The organism is Mesorhizobium sp. M0030, assembly GCF_040323695.1.
Lineage (GTDB): Bacteria > Pseudomonadota > Alphaproteobacteria > Rhizobiales > Rhizobiaceae > Mesorhizobium.
This window is the reverse complement of record NZ_JAMYVE010000026.1, coordinates 1-18463: the sequence shown is the minus strand read 5'-3', so window position 1 is coordinate 18463 and position 18463 is coordinate 1. Positions and strand designations below refer to the sequence as shown.

The following is an 18463-nucleotide window of genomic DNA, read 5'->3' as shown; positions in this document are numbered from 1 at the left end:
AAGCGGAGGACGCCGCCGATGTCCGGCCTTGTCATGCCCAAGCCAGACGACGCCACGATGCGAAGGCGCGCAGAGATCGTCGCCGATATGCGCATCATCGTGCCGGGCGAGGGCGTCGTCGACGCCACCAACGAAATGCGCGCTTTCGAAAGCGACGGTCTCACCGCCTACCGGCAATTGCCGCTGGTCGTGGTGCTGCCGGAAACGGTGGCGCAGGTGTCGCGGGTGCTGAAATACTGCAACGACCGCAACATCCGTGTCGTGCCGCGCGGCTCCGGCACCTCGCTCTCCGGCGGCGCGTTGCCGCTCGAGGATGCCGTGCTGCTGGTCATGAGCCGCTTCAACCGCATCCTTGCCATCGACTATCCCGATCGCGTCGTCGTCGCTCAGCCCGGCGTCACCAATCTCGGCATCACCACCGCCGTCGAGCAGGAGGGCTTCTACTATGCGCCCGATCCATCCTCCCAGATCGCCTGCTCGATCGGCGGCAATGTCGCTGAAAATTCCGGCGGCGTGCACTGCCTGAAATACGGCCTGACCGCTAACAATGTGCTGGGCATCGAGATGGTGCTGATGAACGGCGAGGTGGTGCGGCTTGGCGGCAATCATCTGGACTCGGAAGGCTATGATCTCCTCGGCGTCATGACGGGGTCCGAAGGCCTGCTCGGCGTCGTCACCGAGGTCACCGTGCGCATCCTGAAAAAGCCGGAGACGGCCCGCGCTCTGCTGATCGGCTTTCCGACCAGCGAGCAGGGCGGCCAATGCGTCGCCGACATCATCGGCGCCGGCATTATCCCTGGCGGCATGGAGATGATGGACCGGCCGGCGATCCATGCCGCGGAAGATTTCGTCCATGCCGGCTACCCCCTTGATGTCGAGGCGCTGCTGATCGTCGAACTCGACGGGCCGGGCGTCGAGGTCGATCACCTGATCGGTCTCGTCGAAGCGATCGCCTATAGGAACGGCTCCACCACCTGTCGCATCTCGCAATCCGAACAGGAGCGGCTGAGTTTCTGGGCCGGCCGCAAGGCGGCCTTCCCGGCGGTCGGCCGCATCTCGCCCGACTATTACTGCATGGATGGCACCATCCCGCGCAAGGAATTGCCGCGTGTGCTCGCCGGCATGCGCGAACTGTCGGAGAAATACGGCCTTGGCGTCGCCAATGTCTTCCACGCCGGCGACGGCAATCTGCATCCGCTGATCCTCTACGACGCCAACGTGCCGGGCGAACTCGACAAGGCGGAAAGTTTTGGCGCCGACATCTTGCGGCTCTGCGTCAAGGTCGGCGGCGTCTTGACCGGCGAGCACGGCGTCGGCGTCGAGAAGCGCGATTTGATGCCGGAGATGTTCAACCAGATCGACCTCGACCAGCAAATGCGCGTCAAATGCGCCTTCGACCCCAACCATCTGCTCAACCCCGGGAAGGTGTTTCCACAACTGCGCCGCTGCGCGGAGCTTGGGCGCATGCACGTGCATCGCGGCCAGGTGGCGTTTCAGGACATTCCGAGGTTTTGAGTGGCTAAGTTGGCGCGTGAATACCCCCCTCTGTCCTGCCGGACATCTCCCCCTCAAGGGGAGAGATTGGCAGCATGCGCGCCTTACCCTTCCTTCAAGGTCGGAGATTGGCGAAATCGGACGCGACTTCCGATCTCCCCCCTTGAGGGGGAGATGTCCGGCAGGACAGAGGGGGGCGCGAAGGAACTCGACCCATCTTCGCCATGACGACCTTCACTCCCACCACATCGGCCGAGATCCTCTCCACCGTCCAATGGGCGGCGGCGGAAGAGACACCTTTGGAAATCATCGGCCACGGCTCCAAGCGCGGCATCGGCCGGCCACAGCAGAGCGAACACACGCTCGATCTTTCGAAGCTCACCGGCGTCACGCTCTACGAGCCGGCCGAGCTGGTGCTGTCGGCCAAGGCTGGCACGCCGCTTTCCGAGATCGAAAACCTGCTCGCCGAAAACGGCCAGCAGCTCGCCTTCGAACCGATGGATTACGGTCCGTTACTCGGCGGCGAGCCTGGCAAGGGCACCATCGGCGGCGTGCTCGCGGCGAACCTGTCCGGTCCGCGCCGGCTGAAGGCGGGGGCTGCACGAGACCATATTCTGGGAATCAATGCGGTTGCCGGACGCGGCGAGGCCTTCAAGTCCGGCGGCCGCGTCGTCAAGAATGTCACCGGCTACGATCTGTCGAAGCTGATGGCCAACAGCTGGGGCACGCTGGCCGTGTTCACCGATGTCACCTTCAAGGTGCTGCCGGCGGCCGAGACCGAGGTGACGCTTGCCATGCGCGGCCTACTCGACGATGCCGCCTCTGCCGCCATGGCGCTGGCGCTCGGCTCCAGCGCCGAAGTGTCGAGCGCGGCCCATCTGCCCGAACGCATCGCCGCGCGCGTTGCCGGGGGCAGTCTAGGCACCGACGCTGCAACGCTGCTGCGCGTCGAAGGGTTTGGCCCATCGGTCGCCTATCGCATTGAGGCGCTGAAGACCCTGCTGAAAAATGCCGGCCCGCTGCAGGAGATCGCAGGTGAGACATCACATACCCTCTGGCGTGACATAAGGGACTGCACGCCATTCGCCGACCGTAGCGAAAAGCCGGTCTGGCGCGTCTCCATGGCGCCGTCTCAGGCCCATCAGATGGTGCTGACGCTGCGCATGCAGATCGGTGTCAGCGCCTTCTACGACTGGCAGGGCGGGCTGGTCTGGCTGCGCATGGAGGAGGGCGATCCCGAGGCCGCCCTGCTGCGCGGGCTGATCAGAAAGCTTGGCGGCGGCCACGCCACGCTGGTGCGCGCCACCCCTTCGCATCGCGCCGCCGTCCCGGTGTTCGAGCCGCAGGCACCGCATAAGGCCGCACTGTCGGCGCGGCTCAAGGCCGAGTTCGATCCCAAGTCCATCCTCAATCCCGGCCGCATGGCCCAAGGCTAAGATAATGCAAACCAACTTCTCCCTTGCCCAGCTCGCCGATCCGCATGTCGCGGAATCGGAGAAGATCCTGCGCAAATGCGTGCATTGCGGCTTCTGCACCGCCACTTGCCCGACCTATGTGACATTGGGCAACGAGCTGGATTCGCCACGCGGGCGGATTTATCTCATCAAGGACATGCTGGAGAACGGCCGCCCGGCCGACAAGCAGATCGTCACCCATATCGACCGTTGCCTGTCCTGCCTGGCCTGCATGACCACCTGCCCGTCGGGCGTCAATTACATGCACTTGGTCGACCATGCCCGCGCCCATATCGAGGAAACTTACAAGCGGCCGCTGCTCGATCGGCTGATCCGCGCCATGCTGTCCATGGTGCTGCCCTATCCCACACGCTTTCGCGCCGCGCTGAAGTTGGCGAAACTGGGCAAGCCATTCATTGGCCTATTCGAAAGGCTGCCGGCGCTGAGGCCGCTGGGTGCGATGCTGAAGCTGGCGCCGGCATCGATCCCGGCGGCCTCGCCGATGGCCTCTCCCGGCGTCCATGCCGGCAAGGGGACGAAGAAAGGTCGCGTCGCCATCCTCACCGGCTGCGCCCAATCGGTACTCGACCCCGCCATCAACGAGACGACGATTGCATTGCTGACCAGGCTTGGCGTCGAGGTCGTGGTGCCGCAGGGCGAAGCCTGCTGTGGCGCGCTGGTCCATCATATGGGCCGCGAGGCAGCAGCCCTTGCCTCGGCCCGGCAGAATGTCGATGCGTGGACGCGTGCCATCGACCAGGGCGGGCTCGATGCCATCGTCATCACCGCGTCCGGCTGCGGCACAACGATCAAGGACTACGGCTTCATGCTGCGCCTCGATCCGGCCTATGCCGACAAGGCCGCGCGGGTCTCGGCGCTGGCCAGGGACATTACCGAATATCTCGCAAGCCTCGACCTGCCCGAGCCGGTGCGCAAACCCGGCACCGTCGTCGCCTATCACTCCGCCTGCTCGATGCAGCACGGTCAGAAGATCATCCGCCAGCCGAAGGAGCTGCTGTCCAAGGCGGGCTTCGTCGTGCGCGAACCGCGCGAGGGGCATCTGTGCTGCGGCTCCGCCGGCACCTACAACATCCTGCAGCCGGAGATTTCCGCAAGGTTGCGTGACCGCAAGGTGAAGAACATTGAGGCGACCGGCGCGGAGATCGTTGCCACCGGCAACATCGGCTGCATCACCCAGATCGCTTCCGCCGCGAAGCTGCCGGTGGTGCACACGATCAAGCTGCTCGACTGGGCCTATGGTGGTCCGAAGCCGGAGGGCGTCTCCGAAGGAAACCTGGTCGCCGCCGAGTAAGCAGCTATTCCGCTGCCAGCCGGTCCACCACGCCATACGTCGCCTGGTAGCGCGCGCGCTGTCGGCTGAGCGCTACCATTGTGTTGCGCAGCAGGATCGCCACGGTGATCGGACCGACGCCGCCGGGCACCGGCGTGATCCAGGACGCGACTTCCTTCACGCTCTCGGTGTCGACGTCGCCGACGATGCGGCTCGCGCCGTCCGGGCCGATCTCGGAATTGATGCCGATGTCGATGACGGCCGCACCGGGCTTCACCATGTCGGCCTTGATCAACCGCGGCTTGCCGACGGCGACGAACAGCGCATCGGCGCGGCGCGCATGTGCCGCCACCGAGCGCGTCATGTGATGGCACACCGTCACCGTTGCGCCTTCGCTCATCAGCAGGAAGGCAATCGGCTTGCCGACGATCTCGGAATGGCCGACGACGACAACTTCGAGCCCCTTGAGGTCGAGGCCGGTTTCCTTGAGCAGCTCGACCGAGGCCGCAGCCGTGCAAGGCGCGAGGTCGAGCTGGTTGTAGACGATATTGCCGATCGACGCCGGATGCATGCCCTCGACGTCCTTCAGTGGATGCACCGCCGCTTGCAGCGTCTTGATCGGGATATGCGCCGGCACCGGCCGCTGGATGATGATGCCGGTGACGCGCGGGTCGGCGTTCAGGCCGTGGATCGCCGCCTCGAGTTCGCCGGCGCTGATGTCGGCGGGGAACCGCCGCTCCTCGAAACCGATGCCGGCAAGCGCGGCCTTGGCGCGCTGGTTGCGCACATAGACATCGACGGCAGCGGTATCGCCGACGGTGATCGACACCAGCTTGGGCGGAAAACCTTCGGCGGTGGCGATGGCGGCATCCTCGCGCACGGATGCCATGATGCGCTGGGCGACCGGGCCGCCCCGGAGATAGCGGCTATCGTCTGGCGGAGACATGGCTGAACCTTTGCAGCGAGTTTGGCGCAGGGGAGTTTAGCCGTCCCTATAGCAGGGGAAATGCGGCAAGGCAGCGTGAAAGCGAACCGTCATCCCCCTGGCGCGACGTTCTGGCGCAGCCTGGCTCAGCTATAGCCGCAAAGAGAAAGGGCAGCGCGGTTTCCCGGGCTGCCCTTTCCTGACTGGCCGCATCCCCACACGGCCCGTCCCCCGTAAACTCTTCCCGATCCTGAAGGTCTAACCTTCTGGACCAGATGATTCGGTAGCCGACTATATCACGACCACGGTCGTTCCAACATTGACCCTCTCGTAAAGGTCAACCACGTCCTCGTTGCGCATGCGGATGCAGCCGGAAGACACCGAGCCGCCGATGGTCCATGGCTGGTTGGTGCCGTGGATGCGGTATTCCGTCGTGCCGAGATAGAGCGCGCGGGCGCCAAGCGGGTTTTCCTCGCCGCCGGCCAGATAGGTCGGGAGGTAGCGGCCCTTGGCGGCCTCGCGCTTGATCATCTCCGCTGGCGGGCGCCAGTCCGGCCAGACGCGCTTGTTGGTGATCTTGTGCGTGCCAGACCATTCGAAGCCAGGCTTGCCGGTGCCGACGCCATAGCGCCGCGCCTTGCCGTTCTTCTCGACCAGGAACAGGAAGTTCTGCGTCGTATCGATGACGATCGTGCCCGGCTTCTGTGGGCCGTCATAGGCGACTTCCTGCGGCAGATAGAGCGGATTGATCTGCGGCCGCATCACCACGCGCTTGACCGGCGCCTGCACGGAAGCAGTGCGAACCCGATCGGGTCGCGCCGGCTGCGCATAGCGAACGCGCGGCTGTTGGACCACCTGTCGGCTCTGCCGCACGATGCCGGGCGCCCGGCCAAGCTGCAGCACCCAGGGTGCGGAAAGGTCGGGGCTCACCATCACCGGCGGCCTTTCGGCATAGCGGTCGTTGGCGGCAGACGAGGTGACGCCGGCGGCCAGAATGGCCACGGCGCCGAGCACGGAACGCAAAAAGATCTTCATCGGAACGCACCTTGATCGTCGAACGGACGGAGGCGGAACTTGCCCCGGTTGCGCGATCCTTGGCGCGAAGCGGCAACCGAAACATGAATCGGAATGCGTAAAATGCCGCTTTGTCAGTAAACCTTTTGGTGTGGTTACCGCCGGGTTCAGGAATCTGGTAAAGCCGTGGTAAATGCAGCGCGAAAGCGCGTTAACGGATGGATCGGCCATGGCGCAAGACAACACCGGACTGCTTACCGGCTCCGACGGGATCACGCGCTGCTTCTGGCACGGCAATCTGCCGGACTATCTGCACTACCACGACCATGAATGGGGCCGGCCGGTCGCCGACGACCGCAGGCTGTTCGAAAAGATCTGCCTCGAAGGCTTTCAGTCCGGCCTGTCCTGGCTGACCATTCTGCGCAAGCGCGAGAATTTCCGCGAGGCCTTCGCCGGTTTCGACTTCGACAAGGTCGCCGCCTTCACCGACGAGGATGTCGAGCGCTTGGTCGCCAATGCCGGCATCATCCGTCACCGCGGCAAGATCGTCTCGACCATCAACAACGCCAAACGGGCGTGCGAAATGGTCGACGAGTTCGGTTCGCTGGCCGCCTGGTTCTGGAAGTTCGAGCCGGGGCCGGAGGAGCGGCCGGCGGTGGTGGACATGGCGCATCTACGCGCCAACCCGACGACAGCGGTCTCGATCAGGATTTCGAAGGAGTTGAAAAAGCGCGGCTGGAGCTTTGTCGGACCGACGACGGTTTATGCCTTCATGCAAGCGATGGGTCTGGTCAACGACCATCTCGAGGGGTGTGTTTGCCGGGAGCAGGTGGAGAAGGAACGCAAGGCCTTTAAGAGGCCGAAGTAGGGCGCTGTCCCCCTACCTCCCCCTTGTGGGGAGGTCGCGCCGAAGGCGCGGGTGGGGGTATCTTGGCGCCGCACCCCCACCCCGACGCTACGCGTCGACCCTCCCCACAAGGGGGAGGGTAAGGAACTCACGTCCCGCTGGCGCCAGTCAGGAACAATCCCGCCACAATCGCCGCCAGTGCCGCAAAGGCCGGATAAATCACCAGCAATCCGGTCATCAGCGCCTCGCGTATGGTGGAACCCTTGCGCTCGTCGGCGGTGACCTCAAACGGACCGGGGCTCGCCGTCACCGGCGCACGGTTCTCGGCCGGCCGCAACCGGACTTCATGCAAGCCGTCGTCTCTGATGTCGAACTTGTGTGCGGCAGTCATGGCCCAACCCTTTGTTTCGGCGCGCTTATCGGCTCTGATTGTGTCGGCACGATGCCGCGCCGATGGCGGAATTGTTTCCTTTCGGTGCGTTTTGTTTCGAAGGAGAAGGAAAGAGCGCAAACCCTTGCCGCACCAAGCCGCTTCGGTTAGGACACGCCCACTCCAAACAAGTCATCGATTACTAAGCGAAAAGACCCATCCCATGGCCGACAAATCGGAAAAGACGAAAGCGCGGCTGCCGCGCGGCTTTGCCGACCGCAGCGCCGACGATATCCGCGCCGTCGAGAAGATGATGGCGACGATCCGTTCGGTCTATGAGCTCTACGGTTTCGAGCCGGCCGACCAGCCGCTGATCGAATACACCGATGCGCTCGGCAAGTTCCTGCCCGACCAGGACCGGCCTAATGAGGGCGTATTTTCTTTCCAGGACGATGACGAGCAGTGGCTGTCGCTGCGCTACGATTTGACTGCGCCGACAGCGCGCTACGTCGCCGAGAATTTTGAGAAGCTGCCGAAACCCTATCGCAGCTACCGCTCCGGCTGGGTGTTCCGCAACGAAAAGCCCGGCCCGGGCCGCTTCCGCCAGTTCATGCAGTTCGACGCCGACACGATCGGTACGCCGGGCGTCGCAGCCGACGCCGAGATGGCCATGATGATGGCCGACGTGATGCAAGCGCTCGGCATCAAGCGCGGCGACTACGTCATTCGCGTCAACAACCGCAAGGTGCTTGACGGCGTGCTGGAGGCGATCGGCCTTGGCGGTGACAACAATGCCGGCCGCCGGCTGACCGTGCTGCGCGCCATCGACAAGCTGGACAAGCTCGGGCCGGAAAGCGTGAAGCTTCTGCTTGGGCCGGGCCGATGGGATGGCGGCAAGGAAGGCGAGGGCGACTTCGCCAAGGGCGCTGGTTTGGACGACGGGCAAGCTGAAGCAGTTCTTCTCGCCACGGCAAGGAACGCACAGGTCGACCAGGTTTCCATAGTGAGCTCGAACTCGACTTACCAAGAAGGCGTCGGCGAGCTCGCGACGATTGAAGCCCTGGTCAGGGCGGCCGGATATGGCGAAGATCGCATCGCCATGGACCGCTCCGTCGTGCGCGGCCTCGAATACTACACCGGCCCGGTCTTCGAAGCCGAATTGCTCGCCGAAATCCCCAACGAAGACGGCCAGATCGTGCGCTTCGGTTCGGTCGGCGGTGGCGGCCGCTATGACGGGCTGGTCTCGCGCTTCCGTGGCGAGCCGGTGCCGGCGACCGGCTTTTCGATCGGCGTCTCCCGCCTGATGACGGCGCTGAAGAACCTCGGCAAGCTGGACAGCACCGATGTCATCGCGCCGGTCGTCGTGCTGGTGATGGACAAGGACACCGAAAGCCTCGGCCGCTACCAGAAGATGGTCGCGCAACTGCGCGCCGCCGGCATCCGCTCCGAAATGTATCTCGGCGGCGCCGGCATGAAGGCGCAGCTGAAATATGCCGACCGCCGCGGCAGCCCGGTCGCCGTTATCCAGGGCGGCGACGAGCGCGCCAAGGGCGAGCTGCAGATCAAGGATCTGATCGAAGGCGCGCGCATGTCGGCAGAGATCACCGACAACGCCGAATGGCGCGCCGCAAGGCCGGCACAGGTCACGGTGGCGGAGGCTGAGCTGGTCGCCGAGGTGAAGAAGATTTTGGCTGCGCAGGCCGCTGACCGTGCGAAGGGTGGCGCTTGAACGCCCCCCTCTGGCCTGCCGGCCATCTCCCCCTCAAGGGGGGAGATTGGATGTCGCGCATGGTTTCGCCAATCTCCGGCGTTGAAGAAGAGGCGCTGCGCTCCAAGCTGCCAATCTACCCCCTTGAGGGGGAGATGGCCGGCAGGCCAGAGGGGGGTGCCTCGCACCCAACCAGCCGATGACTCGCTATCCCGCCATCGCATCCGAAATCACCAAGCTCTTCGCCACCCGCAACACCCATGCGGTCGAGGTGGCGGTGCTGCAGCCGGCCGACCCATTCCTCGATATGGCCGGCGAGGATCTGCGCCGCCGCATCTTTCTCACCGAAAGCGAGACCGGCAAGACGCTGTGCCTTCGTCCCGAATTCACCATCCCCGTCTGCCTCGACCACATCGCCTCGCAGGCCGGCACGCCGCGCCGCTATTCCTATCTCGGCGAAGTGTTCCGCCAGCGCCGCGAGGGCGGCAACGAGTTCTTTCAGGCCGGCATCGAGGATCTCGGCGACCGCGACACGGCCAAGGCCGATGCGCGTTCGCTGGCCGATGCGCATGCGCTGCTGCAGCTGGTGCTGCCGGCGCAACCTCTGGCGATCACGCTCGGCGACCAGACCATCTTCGAGGCGGTGCTGGCGGCCCTCGGCCTGCCGCGCGGCTGGCGCATGCGACTTGCGCGCGCCTTCGGTTCGGCGCCGATGCTGCAGGCAGCGTTGTCCGATCTCGCCAACCCGCCACGCAACGGTCAGCTTGACGGCGAAGTCGCGGCCCTTGTCCTCGATGGCGATCTCGAAGCGCTTTCCGCCCACATTGCCGGCGGCATGGAAGAGGCCGGCCTGCTGGCATCCGGCGGACGCGCGCCCGCCGACATTGCCCGGCGGCTGATCGAAAAGGCCGAATTGCGCAGCGTGCGGCTGTCGAACGGAGCGTTTGCGGCGCTCAGGGATTTTCTCGCCATTGACGTGCCGCTCGACGGCTCGAGTGCTGCGCTCGAAAGTTTTGCGGCCTCTGCCGGGCTTTCTCTGGGCGCGGCGCTCGAAAAATTCGCCGCCCGCGCCAAAGCCATCGAGGCACATGGCCTGCCTGCAAAGACGATCCGCTACGACGCTGCCTTCGGCCGTCCGCTGGATTACTACACCGGCATCGTCTTCGAGATCGCAGCACTTGGTGGCGAGCGGCCGCTGGCCGGCGGCGGTCGCTACGACCGGCTGCTGACCCTGCTCGGCGCCAAGACGCCGATCCCCGGCGTCGGCTTCTCTGTCTGGCTCGACCGCATCGAAGCGCTGCGGGGAGAGCCGCAATGATCACGCTGGCGATCCCATCGAAAGGCCGGCTCAAGGAGCAGGCCTTGGAGGTACTGGCCAGGGCCGGGCTTGCCGTCAGCCTGCCCGGCGATGAGCGCCAGTACCGCGCCCGCATCGACGGCGCCGAGGGCATCGAGGTGGCGTTCCTGTCGGCGTCCGAAATCGCCGGCGAGATTGGGCAAGGTTCGGTCGACCTCGGCATTACCGGCGAGGATCTGCTGCGCGAAAACCTCGCCGACTGGGAGGCGCGCGCCGAAATCGTCGCTCGCCTCGGCTTCGGCCATGCCGATGTCGTGGTCGCGGTGCCCGGCATCTGGCTCGACGTCGATACTATGGCCGATCTCGACGATGTCGCCGCCGATTTCCGCCAGCGCCACGGCAGGCGACTGAGGATCGCAACCAAATACTGGCGGCTCACGCAGCAGTTCTTCTCGCAAAAGCACGGCATCCAGGTCTACCGCATCGTCGAAAGCCTCGGGGCCACCGAAGGCGCACCGGCGGCAGGCCTCGCCGACGTCATCGTCGACATCACCACCACCGGCTCGACCCTGCGCGCCAACCATCTCAAGGTGCTGGCCGATGGGGTTGTGCTGAAGTCGCAGGCCTGCCTCGTGGCTGCCAGGAAAGATCGTGCTGCTGCGGATGAGGCGCTAGTGCGGGAAATAGCCGCGAAGATGAGCGCGCTCCCTCCCCCTTGAGGGGAGGGTGGACAGCCGCCAAAGGCGGATGGACGGGTGGGGTCGCTCCGGCAGTGCTCGACGCGAGACCACCCAAGCCGGGTCGACCGTGACCAAGGAAGTCGAGCACTTCGCCGAGGACCCCACCCGCCTCGCTTCGCGAGGCACCCTCCCCGCGAGGGGGAGGGGAACCGCCTCTACTTTCCACCATCCCATCAGGCTGATAGGCTCGCCATATCCCGGGAGGAAACGGCGATGGCGATCAATCTCGACGAGCTCAAGAACGCCACCAATCTGCGCGGGCGCGGCAGGGCGTTCATCGCTCCGCTCGACGGCCGGGCACATGTGTCGGGCGACCGTTCGGTGCCGCTGCTCGACAAGACGATCCCTCAGCTTTTCTCCGACACGGTCGGCAGATACGCCACGCAGGATGCTGCCGTCTTCGTCGGACAGGACAAGCGCTTCACCTGGAGCGAATTGTCGGACACGGTCGATACGCTCGCCGCCGGCTTCCTGGCGCTCGGCCTCGAAAAAGGCGACCGTGTCGGCATCTGGTCGCCCAACCGCTGGGAATGGCTGGTCACCCAATTCGCCACCGCTCGCATCGGCCTGATCCTGGTCAACATCAACCCGGCCTACCGGCTGACGGAGCTGGAATATGCCCTCAACAAGGTCGGCTGCAAGGCGCTGGTCACCGCCGCCAGTTTCAAGACCTCCGACTATCTCGGCATGATCGAGACGCTGGCGCCGGAGCTCGCCAAGGCCACCCCCGGCAAGCTCAAGGCGCAGAAATTGCCGACGCTGAAGATCGTCATTAGCATGGGCGACGACAACTCGCCCGGCATGTTCAATTTCGCCGATGTGCTGTCGATGGCCGGCCGCGACGAGCATGACAGCCTCGACCGCATCTCCGAAGGGCTGAAGCCGGGCGAGGCCATCAACATCCAGTTCACATCAGGCACGACGGGCGCGCCCAAGGGCGCGACGCTGACCCACACCAACATCGTCAACAATGGCAATTTCGTCACCGCTGCGATCAAGCTCACCGTCGACGACCGGCTCTGCATCCCGGTGCCGCTCTACCACTGCTTCGGCATGTCGATGGGCACGATGGGCTGCGTCACCAAGGGCGCGACCATGGTGTTTCCTGGCGAGGGTTTTGACGCCGGCGCGACGCTGAAGGCGGTGGCGCAGGAACGCTGCACCGGCCTCTACGGCGTGCCGACCATGTTCGTCGCCATGCTTGACCACGCCGACTTCACCAGCTTCGATCTCTCCAGCCTGCGCACCGGCATCATGGCGGGCTCACCATGCCCGATCGAGGTGATGAAGAAGGTGGTGACGCTGATGCATATGGAAGAGGTGACCATCGCCTACGGCATGACCGAGACCAGCCCGGTCTCGTTCCAGAGCAGCGTCGACGATCCGCTGGAAAAACGCGTCTCCACTGTCGGCCGCATCCATCCGCATGTCGAGGTCAAGGCCATCGACGCCGAGGGCGCCACCGTCGCAATCGGCACGCCCGGGGAGCTGTGCACCCGCGGCTATTCCGTGATGAAGGGTTATTGGGACGACGCGGAAAAAACCCGCGAGGCGATCGACAGCGATGGCTGGATGCACACCGGTGATCTCGCCACCATCGACTCCGAGGGCTATTGCAACATTGTCGGCCGGGTCAAGGACATGGTCATCCGCGGCGGCGAAAACGTCTATCCCAGAGAGGTCGAGGAATTTCTCTATCGCCATCCCAAGGTCAAGGAGGTGCAGGTGTTCGGCATTCCCGACGCCAAATATGGCGAGGAGCTGTGCGCCTGGATCGTGCTGAAGCCCAACCAGATCGCGACCGAGCAGGAGATCAAGAATTTCTGCGCCGGCCAGATCGCCCACTACAAAATCCCCCGCTACATCCGCTTCCGCACCGAACTGCCGATGACGGTGACGGGCAAGCCGCAGAAGTTTCTGATGCGGGAAGCGATGGTGGAGGAACTGGGGCTGGTGGTGCAGAAGACGGCGTAGGGTGATCTAATTGCCTGCGTTACGAGACTGGATTGCCGCTGACAATGGTCGTTATCGGTAGCGTATTGGCGATTTCCCCTCAGGGCGAAACCGTTGACCACTTCCTAAATATATGACCACCTCGTAACGAAGCGTTTGCTTGCAGGTTGTACCATGGTGCCGGGAAACATGACCGGCTCAACAAAGGTGAGGAATGCCAAGCGTCAATCCTGACGTGCTAAAGTGGGCCCGCGAAACGGCCGGGTTCGATCTCGAAGGTGCAGCAAAAAGGCTGGGCCTCAAGGACACGCGTTCTGTCGCAGGTCCAGATCGTCTTGCGGCGTTGGAAAATGGCGATGGCGAACCTTCCCGGCCCTTGCTCCTAAAGATGGCAAAACACTACCGGCGCCCGTTGCTTGCGTTCTATCTGCCCGCACCCCCTAAGCGGGCGGAGCGTGGTGAGGATTTCCGCACCTTGCCGGTGGATTATGCTCGGCGAGACGAGGCATTAGTTGATGCTTTGCTGCGCGAAGTTAGGGCAAGACAAGAGATGGTTCGCTCCCTGCTCGAAGTTGAAGACGAGGCAAAAAAGCTGTCTTTCGTCGGAAGCTTCGACGCTAATGGCAGTACCAAGGCACTAGCAAAGGAAATTAAGGACGCTCTTAGTTTCAATCTTACTCAATTCAGGCGGGGTGGCCGAAATGACGCCTTCGCTTATTTGAGGAACCTCACCGAACAAATCGGTGTCTTCGTGCTGTTGATTGGGAATCTTGGAAGTCACCACAGTGCTCTTGACGTTGAGCTTTTTCGTGGGGTTGCCTTGGCGGATCCTATCGCGCCTTTCGTCGTCATAAACGATCAGGATAGTGAAGCAGCGTGGTCTTTTTCACTGCTGCATGAATTGGCGCATATCTGGATCGGCCGCACGGGAATCAGCGGCGCAAATCCTTCCACTGCAGTCGAGGTATTCTGCAACGACGTTGCTGGCCAAATCCTCATGCCCGAAGGTGAAGCTGGTCGTGAGGACGCTTTGCGCGGCGCGCCAACCGAACAAGTCATCGCTAGAATAAGGCAGCTCGCTGAGGCTTGGCGCGTGAGCCATTCTGCAGTCAACTATAAGCTGTTTCGCGAGGGCATTATTTCGCGCGAAGTGTGGGCCGAGATTAGTGGCATCTTTCGCCGCTTGTGGCTTCAGAACCGGGCGACCGCGCGAGAGCGAAATAAGGAGAACGAGAACGGACCCGATTATTATGTAGTCCGACGGCATAGGCTGGGTAACCGACTAGTGGCCCTTTCTGGGCGGATGCTTGCCGAGGGCGTTCTCTCGCCATCTATGGCGAGTCGAATCTTGGGCGTTAAGCCGACCAACGTTTACGCTCTGACGGGGTTGTCGACTGCTGGCACCTCTGGCCGCGCAGCTTGAGGGGGTAACGATTTATCTCCTCGATGCCAACGTCCTAATCACCGCCAAGAACTCGTATTACGCATTTGATCGCGTGCCCGAGTTCTGGGACTGGTTGCTGCATTGGGGTGAACAAGGTGCAATCAAGATTCCCGTCGAAATCCTCGAGGAAATCGTAGGGGGTACAGACGACCTGGCTCAATGGCTTGGTGACAAAGACAATAAGAATGCGCTTTGCCTCGAGGAAGAAGCCGATGTCGGGCGGGTTCAAGATGTCTTGGCGAACGGCTATGCCCATGACCTTACCGACGCCGAAATCATCAAGATCGGACGTGATCCTTTTCTGATATCGTATGCCATGTTTGCTCCGGATGTCCGGACGGTTATCACGACCGAAGTTTCAAAACCGGCAGCACAACGTGCAAATCGCAGAATTCCTGATGTCTGCAACCAAATGCATGTGGTATGGGGTGATAGTTTCTTGCTAGTTCGAGAGCTCAATTTCTCGACCAAATGGCGTGACCGCGTTTAGAGCATAGCTCATCGCTTCATCCATCGACCTAGTGTGCAAGCCCCTCACACCCCAGCACCGCCCCATCCAGCCCGCGAATGATCTTCGCCAACTCGACGCACTCATCATGCCGCACCTTGTTGCGGCGCCAGGCGAGGCAGATCGTGCGTTGCGGCATTGGCTCCTGGAACGGCACGATCTTGAGGTCCGGCATGGCGCTGGCCGGCCTTGCCGCCATTTCGGGGATGAGCGTGACGCCGAGACCATGCGCCACCATCTGCAGCAGCGTCGTCAGGCTGGTGGCGCCGTAGCTTGCCATCGCTACGGGACGCACGCTGCCGCACAGGGCCAGCGCCTGTTCGCGCAGGCAGTGGCCTTCCTCCAAAAGCATCAACCGCTCCAGCGCCGGGCTTTCCGGCGGCACCGGTGGCGAGGCGAAGGCTGGATCTCCGGCTGGCACGGCGAGGAAGAAGCGGTCGGCGAACAGTTCCTCGGTGACCAGGCCCGGCTGCTCGAGCGGCAGCGCGGCGATGAAGGCGTCGAGCCGTCCGGTTGCCGTGTCCTCGACCAGTGATGCCGTCACTGCTTCGCGCAGTTCGAGCTGCAGGGACGGAAAATGCCGCTTCAGCTCCGGGAGCACATGCGGCAAAAGATACGGCGCCACGGTCGGGATGATGCCCAGCCGGAAGCGGCCTTCCATGGCCGGGCGGCCGCGCCGGGCCGTCGTCTCGACATCACTGATGTCGCGCAGGATGCGCTCGATGCGTGGCAGCAGCGCTTGCGCCTCTTCCGTCATCCGCACCGTCTTGCCGCCGCGCTCGAACAGCCGGCAGTTCAGCCTTTGCTCCATCTCGGCGATTTGCGCGGACAGCGCCGGCTGGCTGACGCCGGCGAGTTTTGCGGCGCGGCCGAAATGCAGCGTTTGCGCCAAAGCCTCGAAATATTGCATCTGCCGCACGGTCAAGCCAATCATAAGGAAAGCCTATCGCAACAAACAGGAAAGGCAATTTGTTTTTATCGAAGAGACGGCTTAGTCTGGAACCATTCCAGAGTGGCGCGGCTCCCGGCCGGCCCGGAAAAAACAACACATAAATCAGCAATTCGGAGGCCAAGATGGACGCGATGACCGACGACAACAGCGCCGGCAAATGCCCGGTCGCGCATGGAACCTCCGCCAGGACCAACCGCGACTGGTGGCCGAACCAGCTCGACATCGGCGTTCTCCACCAGCAGTCGAGCCTTTCGGACCCGATGGGCGAAGCTTTCGACTACGCCGCGGAGTTCAAGACGCTCGACCTCGACGCGGTGATCGAGGATTTGCACAAGGTGATGACGGATTCGCAGGATTGGTGGCCGGCCGATTTCGGCCATTACGGGCCGCTGTTCATCCGCATGGCCTGGCACAGCGCCGGCACCTATCGCATCGGCGACGGCCGGGGTGGCGCCGGTGCGGGCCAGCAGCGTTTCGCGCCGCTGAACAGTTGGCCGGACAACGCCAATCTCGACAAGGCGCGCCGGCTGCTGTGGCCGGTCAAGCAGAAATACGGCCGCAAGATCTCCTGGGCCGACCTGTTGATTCTCACCGGCAACGTCGCGCTGGAATCGATGGGCTTCAAGACCTTTGGCTTTGCCGGTGGCCGCGCCGATGTCTGGGAGCCCGAGCAGGATGTCGACTGGGGTTCGGAAACCAAGTGGCTCGACGACAAGCGCTATTCCGGCGACCGTGAGTTGCACGGCCATCTCGGCGCGGTGCAGATGGGCCTGATCTACGTCAACCCGGAAGGGCCGAACGGCAAGCCGGATCCGCTGGCCTCGGCCCGCGACATCCGCGAGACCTTCGGACGCATGGCAATGAACGATGAGGAAACCGTGGCGCTGATCGCCGGCGGCCACACCTTCGGCAAGACCCATGGCGCCGGTGATGCAACACTGGTCGGCGCCGAGCCGGAAGGCGCGGGCATCGAGGCGCAGGGCCTCGGCTGGTCGAGCAAGCATGCCACCGGCATTGCCGGCGATGCGATCACGTCCGGCCTCGAAGTTACCTGGACGACGACGCCGACCAAGTGGAGCAACAACTTCTTCGACAATCTCTTCAACTTCGAATGGGAGCTGACCAAGAGCCCGGCCGGGGCCCATCAGTGGACGCCGAAGGGCGGCTCTGGCGCGGCTACGGTGCCGGACGCGCACAATCCCTCGAAGCGTCATGCGCCGGCAATGCTGACCACCGACCTCGCGCTGCGGGCCGACCCGGCCTATGAGAAGATCTCGCGCCGCTTCCACGAGCATCCGGAGCAGTTCGCCGATGCCTTCGCCCGTGCCTGGTACAAGCTCACCCATCGCGACATGGGGCCGGTCGTGCGGTATCTCGGCCCGCTGGTGCCGAAGGAAGAGCTGATCTGGCAGGATCCGGTTCCGGCCGTCGACCATGAGCTGGTCAGCGACCAGGATATCGCATTGCTGAAGGCCAAGATCCTGGCTTCGGACCTCAGCGTTTCGCAATTGGTCTCGACCGCCTGGGCCTCGGCCTCGACCTTCCGCAACTCCGACAAGCGCGGCGGCGCCAATGGCGCGCGCATTCGTCTGGCGCCGCAGAAGGACTGGGAGGTCAACCAGCCTGTCGAACTGGCCACCGTGCTGGCGAAGCTCGAAGCCATCCAGAACGAGTTCAACGCAGGCGGCAAGAAGGTCTCGCTGGCCGACCTCATCGTGCTCGGCGGCGTCGCCGCGGTCGAGAAAGCGGTGCAGGATGGCGGCAATGCGGTGAAGGTTCCCTTCACGCCCGGCCGCACCGACGCCTCGCAGGCGCAGACCGACGTCCATTCCTTTGCGGCGCTCGAGCCGAAAATTGACGGCTTCCGCAACTATGTCAGGGGCAAACCGCCGATGTCGGTCGAAGCCATGCTGGTCGACCGGGCGCAACTGCTCAACCTGACGGCGCCGGAGATGACGGTGCTGGTTGGTGGCCTGCGCGTGCTCGGCGCCAACACCGGCGGCTCGAAGCATGGTGTGTTGACCGACAGGCCGGGCACGCTGACGAACGACTTCTTCGTCAACCTGCTCTCGATGAGCACCATCTGGGATCCGGCCTCCGAGCCGGGCTCGCATGAGGTCTATGAAGCACGCGACCGCAAGACCAGGGCAGTCAGGTGGACCGCCACACGCGCCGACCTGATCTTCGGCTCGCATGCGCAGCTGCGCGCGCTGGCCGAGGTCTACGGGTCGGCGGATGCCGGGCAGAAATTCGTTGGCGATTTCGTCAAGGCGTGGACCAAGGTGATGAACGCCGACCGTTTCGACATCGCTGCCTGATACAACCTCCCAAACGAAGGGGGGGGGGGGGGGGGCCCCCCCCGGCGGGGTTGGTGGGCTGGGAAAAAAAGCGTATTTTAAAGGAGGGGGTGGGGGGGCGCCCCCCCCCGAAAGAGCGCCCGCCCCCGGGCCCCCCGGGCCACACCCC

General features: G+C 63.8%; 15 protein-coding genes. 11 read left to right on the top strand and 4 right to left on the bottom strand.

Features of this window, described 5'->3' with window-relative positions; genetic code table 11:
* Positions 1 to 18 precede the first annotated feature (18 nt).
* The 3 genes from NKJ80_RS30215 to glcF all read left to right on the top strand — a co-directional run bounded on the left by NKJ80_RS30215 (position 19) and on the right by glcF (position 4260).
* A complete protein-coding gene (locus NKJ80_RS30215; RefSeq protein WP_352498902.1) occupies positions 19 to 1515 on the top strand; it encodes an FAD-linked oxidase C-terminal domain-containing protein in 1497 nt (498 codons plus the stop codon).
* A 203-nt stretch (positions 1516 to 1718) separates the two neighbouring features.
* The gene (glcE, locus tag NKJ80_RS30210; protein WP_352498901.1) at positions 1719 to 2930 is read left to right on the top strand and encodes a glycolate oxidase subunit GlcE; all 1212 of its coding nucleotides are present in this window, start codon (positions 1719 to 1721) and stop codon (positions 2928 to 2930) included.
* 4 nt (positions 2931 to 2934) lie between these two features.
* A complete protein-coding gene (gene glcF / locus NKJ80_RS30205; RefSeq protein WP_023692346.1) occupies positions 2935 to 4260 on the top strand; it encodes a glycolate oxidase subunit GlcF in 1326 nt (441 codons plus the stop codon).
* A gap of 4 nt (positions 4261 to 4264) precedes the next feature.
* Here glcF and NKJ80_RS30200 read toward each other — a convergent pair whose 3' ends face one another.
* Entirely contained in the window at positions 4265 to 5185 is a 921-nt protein-coding gene (locus NKJ80_RS30200; RefSeq protein ID WP_023804489.1) for a bifunctional 5,10-methylenetetrahydrofolate dehydrogenase/5,10-methenyltetrahydrofolate cyclohydrolase, read from the bottom strand.
* A gap of 270 nt (positions 5186 to 5455) precedes the next feature.
* Complete coding sequence (locus NKJ80_RS30195; protein ID WP_352498900.1) at positions 5456 to 6199, bottom strand: L,D-transpeptidase; 744 nt, start codon at positions 6197 to 6199, stop codon at positions 5456 to 5458.
* Positions 6200 to 6407: 208 nt separating this feature from the next.
* Between NKJ80_RS30195 and NKJ80_RS30190 the strand changes: the two genes are divergently transcribed.
* Positions 6408 to 7046: a DNA-3-methyladenine glycosylase I gene (locus NKJ80_RS30190; RefSeq protein WP_023740498.1), complete on the top strand. Its 639-nt coding sequence runs from the start codon at positions 6408 to 6410 to the stop codon at positions 7044 to 7046.
* 127 nt (positions 7047 to 7173) lie between these two features.
* Here the strand turns inward: NKJ80_RS30190 and NKJ80_RS30185 are convergent, their stop codons facing one another.
* The gene (locus NKJ80_RS30185) at positions 7174 to 7416 is read right to left on the bottom strand and encodes a hypothetical protein (RefSeq protein ID WP_023740499.1); all 243 of its coding nucleotides are present in this window, start codon (positions 7414 to 7416) and stop codon (positions 7174 to 7176) included.
* 202 nt (positions 7417 to 7618) lie between these two features.
* Between NKJ80_RS30185 and hisS the strand changes: the two genes are divergently transcribed.
* The 6 genes from hisS (at position 7619) to NKJ80_RS30155 (ending at position 15027) form a co-directional block, all read left to right on the top strand.
* On the top strand, positions 7619 to 9124 hold the full coding sequence (hisS, locus tag NKJ80_RS30180) for a histidine--tRNA ligase (RefSeq protein WP_352498899.1): 1506 nt from the start codon (positions 7619 to 7621) through the stop codon (positions 9122 to 9124).
* Positions 9125 to 9302: 178 nt separating this feature from the next.
* Complete coding sequence (locus tag NKJ80_RS30175) at positions 9303 to 10421, top strand: ATP phosphoribosyltransferase regulatory subunit (RefSeq protein ID WP_352463229.1); 1119 nt, start codon at positions 9303 to 9305, stop codon at positions 10419 to 10421.
* Complete coding sequence (gene hisG / locus NKJ80_RS30170) at positions 10418 to 11119, top strand: ATP phosphoribosyltransferase (RefSeq protein WP_023695113.1); 702 nt, start codon at positions 10418 to 10420, stop codon at positions 11117 to 11119. Before NKJ80_RS30175 ends, hisG begins: the two co-directional genes overlap by 4 nt.
* A 234-nt stretch (positions 11120 to 11353) precedes the next feature.
* Positions 11354 to 13114 carry an AMP-binding protein gene (locus NKJ80_RS30165; protein ID WP_352463228.1) on the top strand — a complete coding sequence of 587 codons (1761 nt, stop codon included), beginning with the start codon at positions 11354 to 11356 and terminating at the stop codon, positions 13112 to 13114.
* Positions 13115 to 13307: 193 nt separating this feature from the next.
* Entirely contained in the window at positions 13308 to 14516 is a 1209-nt protein-coding gene (locus NKJ80_RS30160) for an ImmA/IrrE family metallo-endopeptidase (protein ID WP_352463227.1), read from the top strand.
* Positions 14488 to 15027 carry a DUF4411 family protein gene (locus tag NKJ80_RS30155; RefSeq protein WP_352463252.1) on the top strand — a complete coding sequence of 180 codons (540 nt, stop codon included), beginning with the start codon at positions 14488 to 14490 and terminating at the stop codon, positions 15025 to 15027. The genes NKJ80_RS30160 and NKJ80_RS30155 overlap by 29 nt, the downstream gene beginning before the upstream one ends.
* A 28-nt stretch (positions 15028 to 15055) precedes the next feature.
* Here NKJ80_RS30155 and NKJ80_RS30150 read toward each other — a convergent pair whose 3' ends face one another.
* The gene (locus NKJ80_RS30150) at positions 15056 to 15979 is read right to left on the bottom strand and encodes a hydrogen peroxide-inducible genes activator (protein WP_352463226.1); all 924 of its coding nucleotides are present in this window, start codon (positions 15977 to 15979) and stop codon (positions 15056 to 15058) included.
* A gap of 140 nt (positions 15980 to 16119) precedes the next feature.
* Between NKJ80_RS30150 and katG the strand changes: the two genes are divergently transcribed.
* Positions 16120 to 18315, top strand: coding sequence for a catalase/peroxidase HPI (gene katG, locus NKJ80_RS30145; RefSeq protein ID WP_352463225.1), 2196 nt, complete (start codon positions 16120 to 16122; stop codon positions 18313 to 18315).
* Positions 18316 to 18463: the final 148 nt, after the last annotated feature.